At 74.5% G+C, this 22,245-nt stretch carries 4 protein-coding genes; all 4 read right to left on the bottom strand.

The annotated features are described in order from the left end of the window. Positions 1 to 28: 28 nt before the first annotated feature. Positions 29 to 1,225: a crotonyl-CoA carboxylase/reductase gene (ccrA, locus tag WMF20_RS16270; protein WP_437614660.1), complete on the bottom strand. Its 1,197-nt coding sequence runs from the start codon at positions 1,223 to 1,225 to the stop codon at positions 29 to 31. 174 nt (positions 1,226 to 1,399) lie between these two features. Continuing rightward, positions 1,400 to 5,344: a type I polyketide synthase gene (locus WMF20_RS16265; protein ID WP_437614658.1), complete on the bottom strand. Its 3,945-nt coding sequence runs from the start codon at positions 5,342 to 5,344 to the stop codon at positions 1,400 to 1,402. Continuing rightward, a complete protein-coding gene (locus WMF20_RS16260) occupies positions 5,341 to 11,049 on the bottom strand; it encodes a type I polyketide synthase (protein ID WP_437614656.1) in 5,709 nt (1,902 codons plus the stop codon). The genes WMF20_RS16265 and WMF20_RS16260 overlap by 4 nt, the downstream gene beginning before the upstream one ends. Continuing rightward, entirely contained in the window at positions 11,042 to 22,093 is an 11,052-nt protein-coding gene (locus WMF20_RS16255) for an SDR family NAD(P)-dependent oxidoreductase (protein WP_437614654.1), read from the bottom strand. Before WMF20_RS16255 ends, WMF20_RS16260 begins: the two co-directional genes overlap by 8 nt. Positions 22,094 to 22,245: the final 152 nt, after the last annotated feature.

Here is a 22,245-nt window from a genome sequence, read left to right as displayed (position 1 = left end):
CAGACGAGCCGTCGTGGGCGGCGTGCGCTCATCCTTCGAGCGAACGCATGCCCGGCGCCCTGGCCTGGACGAGCGCGGCCATGTTCCCAGGCTCGTGGAGGTTCTGCCTCATCTTCATGTGCGCCTTCGGGATCTCGTGCCACGAGAACGTCTCCGAGAGGACCGGGCGGACGCGCCCCTCCAGGACCAGGCGGTGCGCCTGGCTCGCCTGCATCAACGTCGCGATATGGCTCCCCTGGATGCGCTTCTGACGCATCCACACGAACCGCGCATCCATCGTGAAGTTGTACCCGGTCGTGCCGGCGCAGAACACCACCATGCCCCCGCGCTTCACCACGAAGCAGCTCACCGGGAACGTCGACTCGCCGGGGTGCTCGAGCACCAGATCGACGTCGGTCTTCTGGCCCGTGATCGACCAGATGGCCTTCCCGAACCGGCGCACCTCGCTCATGTACGCTGCATAGGCCGCGTCGTCGAGCGCGCGCAACGGCCCCCAGCACCTGAACCGGGTGCGGTCGATGACGCCCTTGGCGCCCAGCGACATGACGAAATCGCGCTTCTTCTCGTCCGAGATCACGCCGATCGCGTTCGCCCCCGTCGCGGCGACGAGCTGGACGGCCATCGAGCCCAGGCCGCCGGCCGCGCCCCAGACGAGCACGTTCTGCCCCGGCCGCAGGATGTGCGGGGCGTGCCCGAACAGCATGCGGTACGAGGTCGCCAGCGAGGCGAGGTAAGAGGCGCTCTCTTCCCAGGTCAAGCCCCGGGGCCGCGCGAGCAGCTGCCGCCCCTTCACGACCGTGAACTGGGCGAACGAGCCGTGAGGCGTCTCGTATCCCCAGATCCGCTGCGTCGGAGAGAGCAGCGGATCGCCGCCGTTGCACTCCTCGTCCTCGCCGTCGTCCTGGCTGCCGAGCACGATGACCTCGTCGCCGACGCGCCATCGCTTGACCATGCTGCCGACCGCCCACACGACGCCCGCCGCGTCGGAGCCGCACACGTGATAGTCGTGCCGATGCACGTCGAACACCGAGACGGGCTTCCCCAGCGAGGCCCAGATGCCATTGTAGTTGATCCCGGCGGCCATGACCGCGACGAGGACCTCATCCGGGCCGATGCGCGGCGTCGGCACGACCTCGACCTGCATGGCGGTGCTCGGCTCGCCATGGCGATCGCGCCGGATCACCCACGCGACCATGCTCCGCGGCACGTGTCCGAGCGGAGGCATTTCACCCAGCTCATACAGATCCTTTTCTGCGTACGAGGTGCTCTCGCAATACGATGCGTCCGCCATCGCGCTCTCCTGATGCTCGTCGTTTGAAATCGCGCCCCCCCGCTGGCGCTTCCGGAGAGGAAGGGCCTGCCCACAGGGCGAGCGCGTCACGCTGACGAAGCGTGTCGGTCAATCTGAAATCGAATGGATGTGATCGGCCGCGAGCAAGCATCGCCTCAGCCTCTCGGCCAGGACCTGGACATGGGGCTCCCGGACCATCGTCCAGTGCGAGCCAGGGACCTCGTACAGCTCGACAGGCTGCGACGAGAACCGTGAGATCGGGTAATAGAGCGTCCCGTAGGGCTCCGCCACCTCCGCGGAGCCGCCGCGCGACGGCTGCTCGGCGGACCGGAAATACGTGAAGGCGCCCGGGTACGTGGGCGCGACGTACGCGCGGAGCGCCCTCTCGTGCGCCGTGAAGAGCCGCCTGACCGAGCTCGTGAAGCCAGCGATGTTCGACCGCAGGACGCCGTCGACGAGGACCCTCGTCAGCTCCCCCTCGCCGAGCCGGCGGAGCTCCGCGTGCGAGCTCTCCGGGTACAGCATGCTCGCGAGCTCGACGTACTCCCTCAGCCTCGACTCGGGGTCGTCGTCGACGCTGAGCAAGCTGTCGATCAGCGTCAACGAAGCGACGCGGCTGCCCTCCCCCACGAGCCGGCGGGCCATCTCGAACGCGACGAGGCCTCCGAGCGACCAGCCGCCCAGCAGGTAAGGGCCCGTCGGCTGGACGGCGCGGAGCGCCTCGAGATAACGCGCGGCCATGACCTCGATGCGGTCGTCCGGCTCGCCGTCGTCGTCGAGGCCCCTGGCCTGGATCGCATAGAAAGGGCGATCGTTTCCGAGGTGGCGCGCGAGATCGGCGTAACACAGGACCGGCCCGCCCGCCGGATGCACGCAAAAGAACGGCGTCCCCTGGCCGGAGAGCTGGAGCGGGACCAGGAGCGGGTGGAGCCGCGGCCGCGCGGCCTCGCGAGCGCCCTCCGCCGGCAGCCCCAGCCTGTCCGCGACGTGCTCGGCGAGCGACGCCAGCGTCGGGCAGCTGAAGCTCCAGTGGATCGAGAGCTTGAGCTCGAGCGCGGCGCAGAGTCGCCCGCGGAGCTCGAGGCCCATCATCGAGTCCATCCCCAGGTCCGAGAGGCTCGCCGCGCGGTCCACGCGCGCGGGATCCTCGAAGCCCAGCGTCCGCGCGACGGCCTCCTGCAACCATCGCTCGAGCACGCGCCGGCGCTCGAACGCAGCGGCGCCGTTCAGCTGCTCGAGGATCGCGGGCGCAGTCACCTCCGGCCGAGGCTCGATCCGAGCGGGCGCCGGGCGCGGCGCCGCCTCCGAGGGCTCGATCCAGTACCGCTGCCGCTGCCAGGGATAGGCCGGCAGAGGCACACACCGCCCTCCCGAAGGATAGAGGCGCTTCCAGTCGATCGCGTGGCCGTGGGCGTAGAGGGCGCCGAGCGACTGCAGCAGACAGCGCCGCTCGTCCTGGCCTCGCCGCAGCGTGGGCAGCGCGATCCCCTGCTCTCCCCGGTCGAGGAGGCATTGCTCGAGGTTGCCCGTGAGCGCCGGATGCGGCCCGACCTCCAGGAAATCGCGGTGGCCATCCGCGATGGCCCGCGCGATCGCGCCCGCGAAGCGCACCGGCTCTCGAATGCTCCTCGCCCAGTACGCGGCGTCGAGATCGCCGCCGGCGACGCGCGCCTGCGTGACCGTGCTGTACATCGCGAGCGCGGGGGGGCGGGGCGCGAGCCAGGAGAGAGCGCGCGCGAGCTCGCCCTGGAAGGCGGCCATCTGCTCGCTGTGAAACGCGTAGTTGACCCGGAGCATGCGGCAAGGCACCTGCCGCAGCGCGAGGCGCTGGACGACCTCGGCGAGGGCGTCGTCGTCGCCCGCCAGCACGACCGAGCCAGGGTCGTTGATCGCCGCGATGGAGAGCCGGCCCGCGTGGCCCTCGATGACGCGCGCCGCCTCGTCGGCGGGCATCGCCACGGAGGCCATCCTGCCCCGGCCCGTCGCCTGCTGCATGACGCGCCCGCGGAGCACGACGAGCCGAGCCGCCTCGTCGAGGCCGAGGGCGCCCGCGACGTGCGCGGCCGCCAGCTCGCCGACGCTGTGGCCGACCACCGCGCCCGGCGAGACTCCCCACGATCCCCAGAGCCGGGCGAGCGCCACCTGCACCGCGAAGATCGCCGGCTGGGCCACCTCGGTCTCCGCGAGGCGAGACCTCTCCTCGGGCGCCGTGAGCTCGCCGAGGAGCGAGAAGCCGGCGTGGCGCCGCACGAGCTCATCGCACTCCTCGAGCGCGGCGCGGAAGACCCGCTCCTCCGCGAAGAGCCTTTGACCCATGCCCGCCCATTGCGAGCCCTGTCCGGAGAACACGAAGAGGGCCGGGGCGCGCGCTCCCCCCTTGGCCACCCCGCGCGCGAGGCCGGGGCGCGCCTCCCCTCGCACGAACGCGCCCAGCAGCTCCGAGGCCTCCTCGCGCGACGAGGCGACGACGGTGAGCCGGTGCTCGTGATGGCTGCGCCGCGCGCTCGCGGTGTACGCGACGTCCCCGAGGCTCGCCGGCGCCTCGCGCCCGGCGTCCGAGAAGGAGCTCCGGTACGATTGCGCCATGGCCGAGAGCGCCTCTCCGGTCTTCGCGGACAGGGGCAGGAGCACGCTCGACACGTCGTCCGCGGGCGCCGGCAACGCGCTCTCCGGCGCCTCTTCCACGATGACGTGGGCGTTGGTGCCGCTCATGCCGAAGGCGCTGACCCCCGCCAGCCGCGCGCGGGCGCCCGCGCTCCAGGCGCGCTTGTGCGCCGGGATGACGAGCGGCGTCCCTTCGAGCGAGCTGCGCGGATTCAGCGTGTTGAAATGCAGGTTCGCGGGGATCGCGCGGTGCCGGAGCGAGAGCACCGCCTTGATCAGGCCGATCACGCCGGAGGCGGCCTCGGCGTGCCCGAGGTTCGTCTTCGCCGCCCCCAGCACGCACGGATACCCATCGTCGCGCGGCGCGCCGAGGACGGCCGCGAGCGCCTCGAGCTCGATCGGATCGCCGAGGGGCGTCCCCGTACCGTGCGTCTCGACGTACCCGATCTCCGAGGGCGAGACCCGGGCGCTCTCCAGCGCTCGCCGCAACATCGACTGCTGCGAGAGGACGTTCGGCGCCGTCAGCCCGGTCGAGCGGCCATCCTGGTTCACGGCCGAGCCCCGGATCGTCGCCAGGATGGGATCGCCCGACGAGAGCGCGTCGGAGAGGCGCTTCAGCGCGACGATCCCGCAGCCCTCGGCGCGCACGAAGCCGTTCGCCTCGGCGTCGAACGCCTTGCAGCGCCCGTCGGGCGAGAGGGCGCCCATCTTGGCGAGCAGGCGCGTCGTCGCGGAGGAGAGGATCACGTTGACCCCGCCCGCCAGGGCGAGCGAGCTCTCGCCGCCCCGCAGGCTCTGGCAGGCGAGGTGAACGGCGACGAGCGCCGACGAGCACGCCGTGTCCACGGCGAGGCTCGGACCGTTGAGCCCGAGCGCGTAGGACAGCCTCCCGGCTGGAAAGCAGTGGCCGTTGCCCGTCGCCGTGTAGACGTCCTGCTCGGAGGCGTCGAGGGCCCCGCACAGCTGGGCATAGTCGTTGCCGGTCAAGCCGATGAACACCCCCGTGGACGTCCCCACGAGCTCCTCGGGGACCTGTCCGGCGTTCTCCAGCGCCTCCCAGGCGACCTCCAGCAGGAGGCGCTGCTGAGGATCCATGGCCCTCGCCTCCCGGGGCGAGATCCCGAAGAAGTGCGGGTCGAACCGATCCACGTCCCTCAGGAAACCGCCCCAGCGGAGCCCGCGCGCCGCAGGATCCGCGGCGCCACCCGCGGGGGCGGCGAGGCCAGGGCGCTCGGCAGGGACCTCGGTCACCGCGTCGAGGCCCTCGTCGAGCAGCCGCCAGAACGCCTCCGGGCTGTCGATTCCGCCCGGGATCCGGCACGCCATGCCGATGATGGCGATCGGCTCTGTCTTCTGCCGCTCCAGGGCGTCGCGCTCGGCGCGCAGCGTCTTGAGGGCTGCGAGCAGCTCGCGCAGGCGGGTCGTCACGTCGTGCTCAGGCATGCTCATCTCGATGTTCCCCTTCTGGCGAGCGACAGCTCTGCATCGACGGCGGCGAGCAGCTCATCCATGGCGAGCGGCGGCTCGTCGCCGGGAGGAGCGCCGGCCGCGATGCCTCCCGGCGGCTCCGGAGGTCCGCCGCTCAATGCCATCCTCCCGAGCAGGTGCTCGGCCAGCGATGCGACGTCGGGGTAGGCGAAGAGCAACGTCGCCGAGAGCTTGATCCCCAGGCTGGACTCGAGGCGATTGCGCAGCTCGAGGCTCATCAGAGAGTCCATGCCCAGGCCGCTGAACGGGGCTCTCCGCTCGATCCGCGCCGCGTCGAGGCGCAGCACCCGGCCGAGCTGCTGCCCGAGGTGCTTCTCGAGGAGCGACAGCCGCGCGGGGGGGCTCTCCCGCTCGAGCGCCTGCCGGAAGCCGGCGGCGTCCGCGGCGCTCGGCCTGCCGCGCTCGCGCTCCTCCTCCTGGAGCTCGGCCCACAGGGGCGAACGAGCCGCGGACGGGTAGGTTTCCAGCCACTGCCGCAGACTCCATTGCATCGCCAGGATCTGGGCGCCGTCCTGGGCGAGGAGGCGATCCAGCGCGCCCAGCGCCTGCGCCTCGGTCAGGCCGGGCATGCCGCGGCTCGCCAGCCGCTCGGCGACCCCCGACCTCGCGGCCGCGCCCACGTCCGAGAACAGCCCCCAATTGATGCTCGTCGCCGCCAGCCCCTGCGCCCGACGGTGGTGCGCCAGCGCGTCCAGAAACGCGTCCGCCGCCGCGTAATTCACGCTGCCGGGAGGGCCCAGCACCGACATCGCCGACGAATACAGCACGAAGAAGTCCAGCGCCGGCGACTCCTCCCCTGCCCTCGCCGACAGCAATGAATGCAGGTTCCACGCTCCCTGCACCTTCGGCGCAAGCGCGCGGAACAACCGCTCTTCCGTCTCCTCCTCCACCGTGCCGTCCACCGCCACGCCCGCCGCGTGCACCACACCGCGCAGCGCCGGCAGCCGCTGGCCGAGCTCCGACAGCAGCCCGGCCACGCTCGCCCGCCGCGACACGTCCGCCTGCACCGCGAGCACCTGCGCCCCCTGGCCCTCCATCTCCCTCATCGCCGCGCGCGCCGGCTCCGTCGGCACGCTGCGGCCCACCAGCACAAGGTGCCGCGCCCCTCGCTCCACCATCCACCGCCCCAACGACAGCCCGAGCCCACCGAGCCCGCCGGTGATCAGGTAGCTGCCGTCCGGCCGCAGCCGCACCCCGCCGCCGTCTCCACCGCCCCGCGCCGGCCCCCGCACCAGCCGCGCCACGTACCGCCCCGACGCCCGCAGCGCCACCTCCGGCTCCCGAGCCCGCGCCATCAGCTCGTCCACCAGCGCCTCCACCCCGTGCTCCGCCGCCCCCTCCCCCAGGTCCACCCGCGTGCACCCGAGCTCCGGGTGCTCCGCTCCCACCGCTCGACCCGCGCCCCACAGCGGCGCTTGCGACACCCGCACCGACTGCGCCTCGGGCCCCGCCGACTGCGCTCCTCGCGTCACCAGGTACAGCCGCGGCGTGTCCCGGAAGCCCCGGCCCACGAGCGCCTTGGCCAAGAGCAGCGCGCTCAGGCTGCCGAGCCGCTGGTCCTCAACGAGCGTCTCGGCGCTCGTCGCCTCCGGCGCCGTCGCGTCCAGCCCGAACAGGTGCACCACGCCACGACACGGGTGCTCCTCGCTGAACGCGTCGGCCAGCAGCGCCGCGTACCCCGACGCGTCCGACGGGTCGAGCCGGTATCGCCTCGGCTCCACCCGCTCATAGCGCTCGGCGGCCACCGCGCGCACCGTCGCCTCCCCCCGCCGCTCCAGCTGCGCGCTCAGCGCTGCACCCGTACCCGCTCGGTCCGACAGCAACAGCCACGCTCCGCGCGACTGGCCTCTTCCGCCGCCCTCTCCTCCGAGCTCCTTTCTCCGCCACTCCAGCCGATACAGCAGCTCTGCCGCCCCATCGCTCCTCGCCGCGCGCGCGCCGGGCGCGAGCCGCTCTGCGCGCAGCCCGAGCACCTCGACGAGCACCTGCCCCTCGTCGTCGATCAGGTGCAGATCCCCCACGATCCACTCCGGGCCGGCGCCCTGCGCAGGCCGCATACGACCGTGCACCCACACGTCCCGCCCGGGCCGGCGATGGACGAGGACGCGCTCGACCGACGCGAGCACATACGCCTCTCCCGCGTCGAGCGCCGCCCCCGGCAGCAGCCCGCTCAGGACCTGGAGACACGCGTCCAGCAGCGCAGGGTGCAGCCCGTAAAGCCCCATCTGCGCGCTCACCTCGTCCGGAGCGCGCACCCGGCCCAGCACCTCCGTCGCGCCTATCCACAGCTGTTCGACGCCGCGGAAGCTCGCGCCGAGCGACAACCCGCGCGCCTCGAGGCGCTCGTAGTGCTCGCCGCCTGTCATCACCCGCGACCGGGGCGCCTCGGTCGCCGCGTCCTCCAGCCCTGCGCATCGGGCCATGATCTCCCGAGGAGACCCGCCCGACCGCGGCCGCCCGGCGCCCTCCGGCGCGGCCCGCACGGTCCCCGTCGCGTGCCGTATCCATGCCTCGCCCTCGAGGCTCGAGATCTGGATCGACGACCGGCCAGGCTCCTCCTCCGCGAGGACCACCTGCACCGTCCGCTCGCCCTCCTCCGGGAGGACGAGCACCCGCTCGAACGCCACGTGCTCCAGCGACAGCGCCGCCCCGCCGTGGACCTCGGCCGCCGCCGCGAGCGCCATCTCCAGGTACGCGGTCCCCGACAGCACCGCGTCGCCGAGGATGCGGTGCTCCGAGAGGTAGGGCAGCGCCTCGAGGCTCAGCGCGCGCTGCCAGAACCAGGTGCCAGGGTGCGCCGACGACGACAGCGGCGCGCCGAGGAGCGGATGGCCCACCGCGCCGCCCGGCGAGGACCTCGCCTGCGCCCGCCGGCCCGAGGCGCCGCGCTCACGATCCTCCGGGAGCCAGTGGCGCTCTCGCTGCCACGGATACGACGGCAGCGAGACGCAGCGGCCCCCGCGCGGATGGAGCCGGCCCCAGTCCACCGGAGCCCCGTGGACGTACAGGGCGGCGAACGCCTCCAGGAGGCAGCGCCGCTCGTCCTGCTCCCGCCGCAGCGAGGCCAGCGCCGCCCCGCGGCGACCCCGCTCGCGCAGGACTTCGTCGATCGCGGGCACCAGGATGGGGTGCGGGCTGAGCTCGAGGAACAGCGCGCCCGGGCCCTCGCTCAGCCGCTCGATGACCGGCGAGAACAGCACCGGCTCGCGCAGGTTCCGCGCCCAGTAGCCGGCGCCGAGCTCCGCGCCGCCAGAGGGGCTCCCCGTCACGGTCGAGCACAGCGGGATCTGCGCGGCCCTCGGGGAGAGCCCGCCCAGCAGGTCCCGGAGCTCCGCGAGGAGCGGGTCCATCTGCGGGCTGTGCGACGCCACGTCCACCTTGACGCGACGGCAGAACACGCGCGCTCGCTCGAGCTCGACGAGGATCTCCTCCAGCGGCCCCGGCTCCCCGGACAGCACCGTCGATCGCGGGCTGTTGCTCACCGCGATCGACACCTGGCGCTCCCGGCCGCGGAGCGCGCGCGCCGCCTCCTCCAAGGGCAGCTCCACGAGCGCCATCGCCCCGAGGCCGCTCACCCGCCGCAGCAGCCTGCTGCGGCCGCAGACGACCCGCGCCGCGTCCTCCAGCGTGAGCGCGCCGGCGACGTGCGCCGCGGCCACCTCGCCCATGCTGTGGCCCACCACGGCGCTCGGCTCCACCCCCCACCCGCGCCACAGGGCCGCGAGCGCCACCTCGATCGCGAACAGCACCGGCTGGACGACGTCGATGCGACCGAGCCTCGAGCGGTCCTCGGCCGCGGCGAGCTCCTCGAGCACCGAGAAGCCCGCCTCCTCGCGGACGGCGCGGTCGCAGGCCTCGAGCGCCGCGCGGAAGGCCGGCGCCTCGACCAGGAGCCGGCGCCCCATGCCGAGCCACTGCGAGCCCTGGCCCGGGAACACGAAGACCACCCGCGTCGGGCGCTCGCCGCCCGCGTCGCCGCGCGCCACCCCGGGGGGCGCCTCGCCGCGCGCGACGGCCTCCAGCTGCTCGATCAGCTGCTGCCGCGAGGAGGCCACGAGGGCCATGCGGCGCTCATGGTGGCCGCGCCGGACGCCCGCGGTGTAGGCGACGTCCTCGAGGCTCGCCGCCCCGCCGGCCGCCGCGTCGCGCAGGAAGCCGAGGTGCGCCTGCGCCAGCGCGGAGAGCGCCTCCGGCGTCTTCGCCGACAGGGGCACGAGCGCCGCGGCCCCCTCGCCGGCGGAGGTCGCCGGCGCGCACGGGGGCGCCTCCTCCAGCACCACGTGCGCGTTCGTGCCGCTGGCGCCGAAGGAGCTCACCCCGGCGAACCGCGGCGAGCCGCCGGTCCAGGCCAGCTCCTGCGCGGGGATCACGAACGGCGTGCCTTGCAGGGAAACCCTCGGGTTCAGCGTCCGGAAATGCAGGTGGCGCGGGATCACCCGGTGATGCAGCGAGAGCACGGCCTTGATGAGCCCCGCGACGCCCGCCGCCGCCTCGAGGTGCCCCAGGTTGGTCTTCACCGAGCCGATGGCGCAGATCGAGCCGTTCGCGCGGGGCTGGCCCAGCACCTCCTTCAAGGCCTCGAGCTCGATCGGATCGCCGAGCGACGTGCCGGTGCCGTGCGCCTCGACGTAGCCGACCTCCGCGGGCGAGACGCCGGCGCTCTCCAGCGCCTGCCGGAGCAGCGCCTGCTGCGCGAGCACGTTGGGCGCCGTCAGCCCCGTCGAGCGGCCGTCCTGGTTGATCGCCGAGCCGCGGATGACGGCCCAGACGCGGTCGCCGTCCCGCTGCGCGTCCGAGAGCCGCTTGAGCACCACGACGCCGCAGCCTTCGGCGCGCACATAGCCATTGGCCGCCGCGTCGAACGTCTTGCACCGGCCGTCCGGCGAGAGCGCCTGCGTCTCGCTGACCATGCACATGGTCGCCGGGGACAGGATCAGGCTGACCCCGCCCGCCAGCGCGAGCTCGCTCTCGCCGCCGCGCAGGCTCTGGCAGGCGAGGTGGACGGCGACCAGCGAGGACGAGCAGGCCGTGTCGACGGAGAGACAGGGCCCCTGGAGCCCGAGGACATAGGAGAGGCGGCCGGCCGCCGTGCTGGCCAGATTGCCAGTCCCGCAATAAGCGTCGATGTCCTCCGGGCGCAGCGAGGTGACCCGCTGCTGGTAGTCGAGGGTCGCCAGCCCCATGAACACGCCCGATCGGCTGCCCGTCAGCCGTTCGGCGGGCAGGCCCGCGTCCTCCAGGGCCTCCCAGGCCACCTCGAGCAGGAGGCGTTGCTGCGGGTCGAGGCTCGCGGCCTCGCGGGGCGCGATGCCGAAGAACCTGGCGTCGAACCCGTCGACCGCGTCGAGCAGCCCCGCCCAGCGCGCGCCGTGCTTCTCCGACGGGATCGCCTCCGCCGGCCACCGGGTCGGGGGGATCGCCCGGATCGCGTCGACGCCGCCCCGGAGGGCCTGCCAGAAGGCGCCAGGGCTCGTCCCGCCGCCGGGGAAGCGGCAGCCGAGGCCGACGATGGCGATCGGCTCGCTCCTCGAGAGCTCGAGGTGCCTCAGCCTCGATTTCAGCTCTCGAATCTTCAGCAGAGAGTCCCGCAAGAGACCCTCCAGGTGCTTGTCGCCGCGAGCGTCGCCGCCGCTCGCCGCGAGCTCCCGCTCGTCACGCTCACTCACGACCGAGCTCCCTCGCCAGCTCGTCGAGCAGCGCGTCCGCCGACAGCTGCGCGACCTCCTCCGCCCCCGCGGGGGCCCCCTCGCCCTCCGCCTGCCGCGGCGCATGACCGGGCCCGCCCCCGAGATCCAGCTTGCCGAGCAGGTACGTCGAGAGCGCCGCGATGTGCGGATAGGTCCAGACCAAGGTCGCCGGCAAGGCGACGGAGAGCCCCGCTTCGAGGCGGTTTCGCAGCTCGAGCCCCATCAGGGAGTCGAACCCGAGGCTCATGAAGGGCGTGTCTCGCTCGATCCGGCCCGGATCCAGCCGGAGGATGAGCGCCGCCTGCTCCCTGACGAGCTGCTGCAGCGCCGCCGGGCGGTCCTCGGGCCTCATCGCCGCGAGCGCCTTCCGGAGCTCGGCCGCGCGGCCGGCGCCGGGCGCCGCCTCGACGCGCTCGTTGCGGAGCTCCTCCCAGAGCGGGGACGTGGCGGCGCTCGGGTAGAGCTCGATCCAGTGCCGCAGGCTGAACTTCATCGCGAGCGCCTGGGCCTCGCCTCCAGCGAGCATGCGCGCGAGCACCTCTCTGCCTTGCGCCTCGGTGAGGCCGGGCATGCCGCGGCTCGCCAGCCGCTCGGCGACCCCCGCTCTCGCGGCCGCGCCCACGTCCGAGAACAGCCCCCAATTGATGCTCGTCGCCGCCAGCCCCTGCGCCCGACGGTGGTGCGCCAGCGCGTCCAGAAACGCGTCCGCCGCCGCGTAGCTCACGCTGCCGGGAGGGCCCAGCACCGACATCGCCGACGAATACAGCACGAAGAAGTCCAGCGCCGGCGACTCCTCCCCTGCCCTCGCCGACAGCAATGAATGCAGGTTCCACGCTCCCTGCATCTTCGGCGCAAGCGCGCGGAACAACCGCTCTTCCGTCTGCTCCTCCACCGTGCCGTCCACCGCCACGCCCGCCGCGTGCACCACACCGCGCAGCGGCGGCAGCCGCTGGCCGAGCTCCGACAGCAGCCCGGCCACGCTCGCCCGCTGCGACACGTCCGCCTGCACCGCGAGCACCTGCGCCCCCTGACCCTCCATCTCCCTCATCGCCGCGCGCGCCGGCTCCGTCGGCACGCTGCGGCCCACCAGCACCAGGTGCCGCGCTCCTCGCTCCACCATCCACCGCCCCAACGACAGCCCGAGCCCCCCGAGCCCGCCGGTGATCAGGTAGCTGCCGTCCGGCCGCAGCCGCACCCCGCCGCCGTCTCCACCGGCCCGCGCCGGCTCCCGCACCAGCCGCGCCACGTACCGCCCCGACCCCCGCAGCGCCACCTCCGGCTCCCGAGCCCGCGCCAGCAGCTCGTCCACCAGCGCCTCCACCCCGTGCTCCGCCGCCCCCTCCCCCAGGTCCACCCGCGTGCACCCGAGCTCCGGGTGCTCCGCGCCCACCGCTCGACCCGCGCCCCACAGCGGCGCTTGCGACACCCGCACCGGCTGCGCCTCGGGCCCCGCCGACTGCACACCTCGCGTCACCAGGTACAGCCGCGGCGTGTCCCGAAAGCCCCGGCCCACAAGCGCCCTCGCCAAGAGCAGCGCGCTCAGGCTGCCGAGCCGCTGGTCCTCAAGGAGCGTCTCGGCGCTCGTCGCCTCCGGCGCCATCGCATCCAGCCCGAACAGGTGCACCACGCCCCGACACGGATGCTCCTCGCTGAACGCGTCGGCCAGCAGCGCCGCGTACCCCGATGCGTCCGACGGGTCGAGCCGGTATCGCCTCGGCTCCACCCGCTCGTAGCGCTCGGCCGCCACCGCGCGCACCGTCGCCTCCCCCCGCCGCTCCAGCTGCGCGCTCAGCGCTGCACCCGTACCCGCTCGGTCCGACAGCACGAGCCACGCTCCGCGCGACTGGCCTCCTTCGCCACCCTCGGCTCCGAGCTCCTTTCTCCGCCACTCCAGCCGATACAAGAGCTCTTCCGCCCCATCGCTCCTCTCCGCGCGCCGGGCGCCGCAGCCACCGCCGCCCGGAAGCCAGTACGGCGCTCGCTGCCACGGATAGCCGGGCAGCGACACGCACCGCCCCCCCGAGGGATAGAGCCGCTTCCAGTCGACCGGGTGGCCGTGAGCGTGCAGGGCGCCGAGCGACTCCAGGAGAGATCGCCGCGCGTCCTGCGCCCGCCGCAGCGACGCGAGCGAGACGCCCTCGCGCTGCCCGTCCCGCAGCGCCTCCTCGACGGAGTGCACCAGGACGGGGTGCGGGCTGATCTCCAGGAACATCGCGTGATCGCCCTCGATGAGCCGCTCGACCGCCGGCGAGAACAGCACCGGACGCCGCATGTTCTGCGCCCAGTACTCGGCCCCGAGCTCCGGCCCGTCGCAGACCTCCCCGCTCACCGTCGAGCGCATCGGGACGCGGCAGGGCGCCGGCGAGAGCCCCGCGAGCGCCTCTCGGAGCTCGTCCATGAGCGGATCCACCTGCGGGCTGTGCCCGGCGCCGTCGGTCCTCACCCGGCGGACGAAGACCTGCTCCCGCTCGAGCCGCGCAAGGAGCTCGTCCATGGCGGCGGGCTCTCCGGAGAGCACCGTCGACCTCCGGCTGTTGCTGACGGCCACCGCGAGCCGGCGCTCGCGGCCGCGGATCGCCTCCTCCGCCCGCGCGAGCGGCAGCTCGACCACCGCCATGGCCCCCTTGCCGCTCAGCCGCGAGAGCAGCCGGCTGCGGTGGACGATGATCCGCGCGCCGTCCTCCAGCGTCAGCGCTCCGGCCGCGCACGCGGCCGCGACCTCGCCCATGCTGTGCCCGACGATCGCGTCGGGCTCCACGCCCCACGAGCGCCACAGGGCCGTGAGCGCCACGCCGATCGCGAAGAGCGCGGGCTGCACCACGTCCACACGCCCGAGCGCGATCGGCCGGCCCTCGGCGCGCAGCGCTTCGAGGAGCGAGAACCCGGCCTCCTCGCGCACGGCCGCGTCGCACGCCTCCATCGCCTCGCGGAAGACCGGCTCCTCGCCGAGGAGCGAGAGGCCCATCCCCGCCCACTGGGAGCCCCACCCCGAGAACACGAAGACGATCTTCGGCTGGACCGCGGGCGCCGCTCGCCCCCGCGCCACGCCCGGCCGCGCCTCGCCGCGCGCGAACGCGTCGAGCGACGCCGCGAGCTCCTCCCGCGAGCTGCCCAGCACCGCCAGGCGATGCTCGTGATGGCTGCGCCGCACGCTCGCGGTGTAGGCGATGTCCCGCAGCGACGCGCCCGCCTCGGCCGGGGCCTGGCGCAGGAAGCGCCCGTAAGCGTCGGCCATCGCGGAGAGCGCCTCGGGCGTCCTCGCCGACAGGGGCAGGAGCGTCAGGAGATCGCCGGTCGCAGGCACGTCCGCGGCGCCCTCGGGCGCCTCCGCGACGCCCTCGGGCGCCTCCGCGACGCCCTCGGGCGCCTCCTCGAGCAGCACGTGGGCGTTCGTGCCGCTCATCCCGAACGAGCTCACGCCCGCGCGCCGCCGCCGGCCCTCGCCGCGCCACGCTGCGGCCTTCGTGGTCACCTCGACCGGCAGCTCGGACCAGGGAATGCGCGGGTTCAGCGCGCTGGCGTGCAGGTGCGCCGGCAGCTCGCCGCGCTGGAGCGAGAGCACGACCTTCATGAGCCCCGCGATGCCGGCCGCCGCCTCCAGGTGGCCGATGTTTGTCTTCACCGCGCCAAGCCGGAGCGGCCGCCCCGCGGGCCGGCCGGCGCCATACACCGCCGCGAGCGCCTCGACCTCGATCGGGTCGCCCAGCGGCGTCCCCGTCCCGTGGGCCTCGACGTAATCGACGTCGCCGGGAGACAGCCGCGCGTCCGAGAGCGCCTTCCGGATCACCGCCTGCTGCGCCTGGCCGTTGGGCACGGTCAGGCCGCTGCTATGACCGTCGTTGTTCACCGCCGATCCGCGGATCACGGCGAGGATGCGATCGCCGTCCCGCCGCGCGTCCGAGAGCCGCTTGAGCACCACCATGCCGCAGCCTTCGCCGCGGCCGTAGCCGTTCGCCTCGGCGGAGAACGTCTTGCAGCGGCCGTCCGGCGCGAGCGCGCGGGCGCGCGCCAGGTACACGTACATGAGCGGGGCGAGCATCAGCTGCACGCCGCCCGCCACGGCCACGTTGCACTCGGACGCCCGCAGGCTCTGGCACGCCAGGTGGACCGCCACGAGCGACGAGGAGCACGCCGTGTCCACCGCCGCGCTGGGGCCCTGCAGCCCGAGCACGTACGACAGCCGACCTGCCGAGAAGCTCGTGAAGGTGCCGGACATCGTGTAAGCGTCCATCGCCTCCAGGCGCTCGGACTCGCGCTGCAGGACGCCGTAGTCGCTCAGGCCGATCCCGACGAAGACCCCCGTCAGCGGATCGCTGCCAGGCACGAGGCCGGCGTGCTCGAACGCCTCCCAGATCACCTCCATCAGCAGCCGGTGCTGCGGGTCGATGTTCGCCGCCTCGCGCGGCGAGATCCCGAAGAACCGCGCGTCGAACAGATCCGGCGAGGTCGAGAGGAACGCCCCCTCCCGCGCATACGTCTTGCCGGGAGCGTCCGGGTCCGGATCGTAATACGCGTCCGCGTCCCATCGCTCCTTCGGGATCGGCCCCACGGCGTCGACGCCGTCCGCGAGCAGCCGCCAGAACCCCTCCGCGTCCGCGACGCCGCCCGGGAGCCGGCAGCCCAGGCCGACGATCGCGATCGGCTCATGATCGCGGTCGAGCGCTGGCTCGCCGCCCGCATCCCCGGCGCGGCGCAGCGCCTCGCCGACGCCTGCCGGGGCCGCGGCCGGCTCGCCCAGGGAGAGCCGATCGAGCAGGTGCTCGGCCAGGGCGACCACGTTCGGGTGGTTGAACGTCACGCTCGACGGCAGCGGGAGACCGAGCGCCTGATGCAAGCGCCTGCGGAGCTCCACCGCCATCAGCGAGTCCATGCCGAGGTCGAAGAAGCCGCGCGTCGGGTCGACCCGCTCGGCGTCGCCGAACCCGAGCGTCTGCGCGACCGCCCCCTGCAGCCACCGCTGCATCCGCCGCCGGCGCTCGCGCGGGGGAGCCGCCCCGAGCTCGTCGAGCAAGGCCGCCTCGGCCGGTCCGGACGCCGCCTCCGCCGGCCGCGGCATCTCCGAGAGGAGCGGGCGAGGCCCGCCGGTCTCGACGACCGCGCGGAACCGGGGCCAGTCCACGTCGGCCACCACGACCTGCGCCGCGTCGGCCTCGAGGATCCGGCCCAGGATCGCGAGCGCGACGCCGGGGCCGAGGGCCTTCACCCCTCGCCGCTCGAGGGCGGCGAGCCCCCGCTCGGTCATCATGCCGCCGCCCTGCCAGGGCCCCCAGTTGACGGCGAACACGGGCGCCCCGGCGGCGCGCCGCGCCGTCACCCACGCGTCCAGGAACGCGTTGGCCGCCGCATAGCCGGCCTGCCCGCCCGAGCCCCACACCGAGGCGATCGACGAGAAGCAGACGAAGGCGGTCAGCGGGCGATCGCGCGTCAGCGCGTCCAGCACCAGGGTGCCGTGGACCTTCGGGGCCAGCACCTCGGCGAGCCGGGCGCCGTCCAGGGCCGCGAGCGGCGTGTGATCCTCGACGCCGGCCGCATGGAAGACCGCCGAGAGCGGCGGGAGCCGCGCGTCGATGTCCGCGAGCACCGCGGCCATGGCGCCCGCGTCCGCGACGTCGGCCCGGGCCACCGTGACGGAGGCGCCGAGCGCCTCGAGCGCCGCGATCGACGACCGCGCCTGCTCGGTCGACGCGCCCCGCCGGCCCGTGAGGACCAGGTGCCGGACCCCGCGCCGCGCGAGCCACTCGGCCACGCGGAGCCCGAGCGCGCCCAGGCCCCCGGTGATCAGCGCCGTGCCCGGGGTGGACCACCGCGCCGCGCGCGACCGAAGCCCGCGGTGGCGCACGAGCCGCTGAACGAAGCGGCCCGACGGCCGCAGCGCCACGAGGTCCTCGCCGTCGGGCGCGAGGATCTGGCTCACCAGCGCGGCCACGGTGTCCTGGCCGATCTCGGCCGGAAGATCGGCCGGAAGCTCGGCCGGCAGATCGATGAGCCCGCCCCAGAGCGCCGGGCGCTCGAGCGACATCGCCCGGCCGAGCCCCCAGAGCGTCGCGTGCTCGGGCGCGGTCAGCCGATCCCCCGGCCCGACGGACACGGCGCCGCGGGTCACGAGCCAGAGCTTCGGCGCGCCGCGCATCTCCGACCTCGACGCGGGCCCGCGATCCGCGCTCGCCGCGGCCTCGCCCGCGGCCTGGATCCAGGCCAGCGCGCTCTGGACGCCCCGCTCGAGGGCCGCGTCGGTGCCCTCCGCGCGGTCCAGGCTGGCGAGGTGGATCACGGCGCGCGCCGGCCCCCGCTCTCGCCGGAGCTCCGCCCAGAGGCGCGCGAGCGCCTCCGTCGGGCCCGGGTCGAGCGCGCCCTCGCCCGCCGATCCGCGCGCGCGGACGCCGGCCGCGCGGATCCGCGAGCAGACGCCGCCCGCCGACTCCAGCGCGTCCGCGACCCGGTCCCCGACCCCGCCCTCGTCGACCAGCACCACCCAGTGCCCCGCGGCCGGCGACCGCGGGGCGAGGGCATGCCGGCGCTGCCACTCCAGCGCGTACACCGCGTCGCCGCGCTCCGCGTCGGCGTCGAGGCGGGCCTGCTCCGCGGTCTTCCGCAGCGCTTCGAGGGCCCGCGCGACCACCGGCAGCTCCTCGGCCGAGAGCCCCGCCTCGGCCGCGACCGACGCGGCGAGGGCCGCCGCGCCCTTCGGGTCGAGCAGCGACGCCAGCGCCGTCGAGCGCGCCTCCGCCTCGCGCGGGCCGCGGAGCGCCGGCGCCGGCGCTCCGCGAGGGTCGTCCACCCAGCAGCGCTCCCGCTGCCACGGATAGGCAGGGAGCGCCACGCAGCGCGCGCCGCCCGGGTAGAGCTGCCGCCATTCCACCGGATGGCCCTGGACGTACAGGGCGCCGAGCGACTGGAGCAGACACAACCGCTCCTCCTGCGCCCGCCGCAGCGTGGAGACGGCGTGGCCCTCCTGCGCCCGCGCGGCCAGGCACAGCTCGACGTTGGCCGAGAGCACCGGGTGCGGACCGAGCTCCAGGAACGTGCGGTATCCGTCGAGGATGGCGGCGTCCACGGCGCCCGCGAACAGCACCGGCTCGCGGATGTTCCTCGACCAGTACGCGCCGTCGAGCGGCGCTCCGCCGACCTTCGCCCCGGTGACCGTGCTGTACATCGGGAGCGCCGGGCAGGCCGCGTCGAGCTGCTCGAGCGCCGCCGCGAGCTCGCCCTGGAAGGGCGCCATCTGCGGGCTATGGAAGGCATAGTTGACCCTGAGCTCGCGGCACTGCACGCCCTCCCGCCTCAGGCGCTCCAGGACCTCGGCGAGCGCCCCGGCCTCGCCGGAGAGCACGACGGATCCCGGGTCGTTCACCGCCGCCAGCGAGAGCTCGCCCTCGAGGCCGCGCAGCAGGCGCGCCGCCTGCTCGGGGGAGATCTCCGCCGAGGCCATTTTCCCGAGGCCGGTGGACCGCTGCATCAGGCGGCTCCGGTGGTGGACGACGCGCACGGCGTCCGGGAGGCTCAGCGCCCCGGCGACGTGCGCCGCCGCCACCTCCCCGACGCTGTGCCCGATCACGGCGTCGGGGACGACGCCCCAGGATCGCGCGAGCTCCGCGAGCGCGACCTCGAGCGCGAAGAGCGCCGGCTGCGCCACCTCGGTCTCGTGCACGCGCGAGACCGGCCCGGGGGTGGAGAGCTGCTCGAGGAGCGACCAGCCCGAGAGCGGCTGCAAGAGCCGGTCGCAGGCCTCGACGACCTCGCGGAAGACCGGCTCCTCGTCGAGCAGCGCGCGGCCCATGCCGGCCCACTGCGACCCCTGCCCGGGAAACACGAAGACGACCTTCGGCCGCCCGCCCCGCTGCGCCTCGCCGGACGCGACGCCGGGGCGCGCCTCGCCGCGCAGGAAGGACGAGATCGCCTCGCCGAGCTCATCGGCCGACCGCCCCACGACGGCCAGCCGATGCTCGTGATGGCTGCGCCGGACGCTCGCCGTGTAGCAGACATCGCGCATGGAGAGATCCGGCTGCGCGAGCGTCGAGGACAGGACGGAGCGCGCCGCGTCCGCGAGCGCCGCCCGCGATCGCGCCGAGAGCACGAGCAGCTCGAACGGCCGCGGCGCGGCCGCCTCCGGGGCGCGCGGCTCGGCCGCCGGCGCGCCGCGATCGACGCCGGGCAGGGCGCGCGAGGGCGACGCCGGACCCGGGTACACCGCGCCCCAGCACACGGGCGCTCCGCGCGTGTAGAGCGCCCCGAGCGCGTCCAGGAGGACCGCGCGTCCGGCCTCCTCGCGCCGCAGCGACGGCAGCACCGTGCCTCCTCGACCCCGGTGGGCGAGGCTCCGCTCGACCGCGTGCGCCAGCAGCGGGTGGGGGCTGAGCTCGAGGAACGCGTCGTACCCGTCGTCGAGGAGGCGATCGATCGCAGGCGCGAAGCGGACCGGCTCGCTCAGGTTGCGCCCCCAGTAGGCGGCGTCGAGCGCTTCGCCGTCGAGCGCGGCCGCGGCCACCGAGGAGTAGAACGGAGTCGAGCAGCGCGCGGGCCGCAGCCCCTCGAGCGCGCGTACCAGCTCGCCGCGCAGCGCGTCCATCGAGGGCCCGTGCGGCGCGTAGTTCATCGCGATCCGCCGCGCGAAGGTCCCTCGCTCGCGCAGCTCCGCGAGGAGCTCGTCCAGCGCCGCGGCGTCGCCGGACACGATCGTGGAGCTCGGGCCCGTCGTGCCCGCCACCGCCAGGCGGCCCGCGCGGCCCGCGACCGCGCGCCGCGCCTCGTCCAGCGGGAGCTCGAGGAGCGCCGCGCCCCCGCGGCCGCTCACCCGCAGGGCGAGCCGACCCATGCGGCAGATGACCCTCGCGGCGTCCTCGAGCGTCAGCGCGCCTGCCGCGTGGGCGGCCGCGACCTCGCCGATGCTCTGCCCGACCACGGCGTCGGGCCGCACGCCCCACGAGCGCCAGAGCGCGGCGAGCGCGACCTGCACCGCGAAGATCGCGGGCTGGACGACGTCGCTGTCCTCGAGCGATCGGGCGTCGCCGCGGGTGAGGACCTCCAGCACGGACCAGCCCGCGTGGGGCCGCATCGCCCGCGCGCATCGCTCGATCGCCGACCGGAACACGATCTCCTGACGGAGGAGATCCCGGCCCATGCCGAGCCACTGCGATCCGTGGCCCCCGAACATGAACACGAGCCTCGGCCGCCGCTCGCCCGCGCGCCCGCTGGCCAGCCCGGGCAGGGCGCGCCCCTCGAGGAAGCTCGAGAGGCGCGCGGACAGCTCCTCGTGGGAGCGGGCCGTGATGGCCAATCGATGCGCCTCGCCGCTCAGCCGGGCCGCGGCCGACGAGCAGAGCTCCGCGAGCGGCGGACGACCGGCGGCCCGACCCGACAGCTCGCCGAACGACGTCGCGAGCGCCTGGAGCGCATCGGCGCTGTGCGCCGACAGCGGGAGGAGGTGCGCCGCCGGGCCCTCGCGGACGCCCTCGACGACGACATGGCAGTTGGTGCCGCCGAAGCCGAAGGCGCTCACCCCGGCCACGACCGGCGCCCCGTCGTCCGGCCAGGGCTCCCTGCGCTGCGCCACGTTCAAGCGCAGCTCCTCGAAGGCGATATGCGGGTTCGGCTGCTCGAAATGGAGGCTCGGCGGGATCTCGAGGTGCCGGACCATGAGGGCCGCCTTGATCAACCCGGCCACGCCCGCGGCGGCCTCGAGGTGGCCGATGTTCGTCTTGACGGAGCCGATGAGCAGCGGCCGCTCGGCGGGGCGATCCGCGCAGAGGACCGCGGCGAGGGCCCTCGCCTCGATCGGATCGCCGAGGTTCGTGCCGGTGCCGTGGGCCTCGACGTACCTCACCTGGTCCGGCCTGATCCCGGCCCGCGCGTACGCGTCGCGGAGCAACGCCTCCTGCGCCGCGGGGTTCGGCGCCGTCAGGCCGTTGCTGAACCCGTCGTTGTTCACCGCGCTGCCGCGGATGACGCCGTGGATGGGATCGCCGTCGAGCAGCGCCTGCGCCAGGGGCTTGAGCACCACCACGCCCGCCCCCTCGCCGCGCACGTAGCCGTTCGCGCGGGCGTCGAACGCCTTGGAGCGACCGTCGGGCGAGAGGACCCCCAGCCTCGACATCGCCACGGCGCTCTCGGGGGCGAGCATCAGGTTGACCCCTCCGGCGAGCGCGAGCTCGGACTCTCCGCGGAGCAGGCTCTGGCAGGCGAGGTGGACGGCGACGAGGGAGGACGAGCACGCCGTGTTCACCGCCATGCTCGGCCCCTCCAGGCCGAGCACATAGGAGACCCGCGCGGCGAGGATGCTCAGGTCCTGGCCCGTGGCCGAGTGCTGCGCGATCCGGTCGGCCGAGCCCCCCGCCACCTTCCCGTAATCGCTCCACATCGCGCCGAAGAACACCCCGGACCGGCTGCCCCTCATCCCGCGCGGCGGTATCCCGGCGTCCTCGAGCGCCTCCCACGAGAGCTCGAGCATCAGCCGCTGCTGCGGGTCCATCTGGACGGCCTCTCGCGGCGAGATGTCGAAGAACTGCGGATCGAACCGATCCACCTGCTCCAGGAATCCCCCCCAGCGCGCGCCCGCGGCGCCGGCGTCGTCGCCGTGGAGCGCCTCGACGTCCCACCGGTCCGCGGGGACCTCCGTGATCGCGTCGCCACCGTCGCACAGGAGCTGCCAGAAGGCCGAGAGGCTCGGCGCCCCCGGGAAGCGGCACGCCATCCCGACGATCGCGATGGGCTCGTCCGCGAGCGCCGCGGCGGGCGACGCGCGCGGCCGAGCGGGCGGCGGGCTCTCGCCCCCGTCCAGGTGAAGCGCGAGCGCCTCGATGGTCGGATATCTCCAGACGAGGGTCGGCGAGAGCGGTCTCCCGAGCGCGGCGCCGAGGCCCGCGAGGAGCTCCGCCGCGTCGCGAGAGCCGAGCCCATAACGGCTGAATCGCTCGCGGACGTCGATCGACCCGGGCGCCACGCCCGAGCGCTCCGACAGCCGGAGGACGAGCCATTCCTGGATGTCCTCCCTCTTGAGAGACGTCCCCGAGCTTCCCTGCGTGCTCATCCTTCGAGTCCTCACCCCGCCGAGCGACACACCGCGAGCGGGAAACGCCGCCTCGGCCCAATACGCACCAGCGCGCGTCACCACCGCGTCAGCATGCGCAATTACGCAATGCGCGTGCCGTCATTCTCCGTCCTGGATTGGCCTTCGACTAC

Origin of the sequence: Sorangium sp. So ce834 (genome assembly GCF_051521425.1) — a bacterium.
GTDB classification, from domain to species: domain Bacteria; phylum Myxococcota_A; class Polyangia; order Polyangiales; family Polyangiaceae; genus Sorangium; species Sorangium cellulosum_D.
This window is presented reverse-complemented; position numbering and strand designations above follow the sequence as displayed.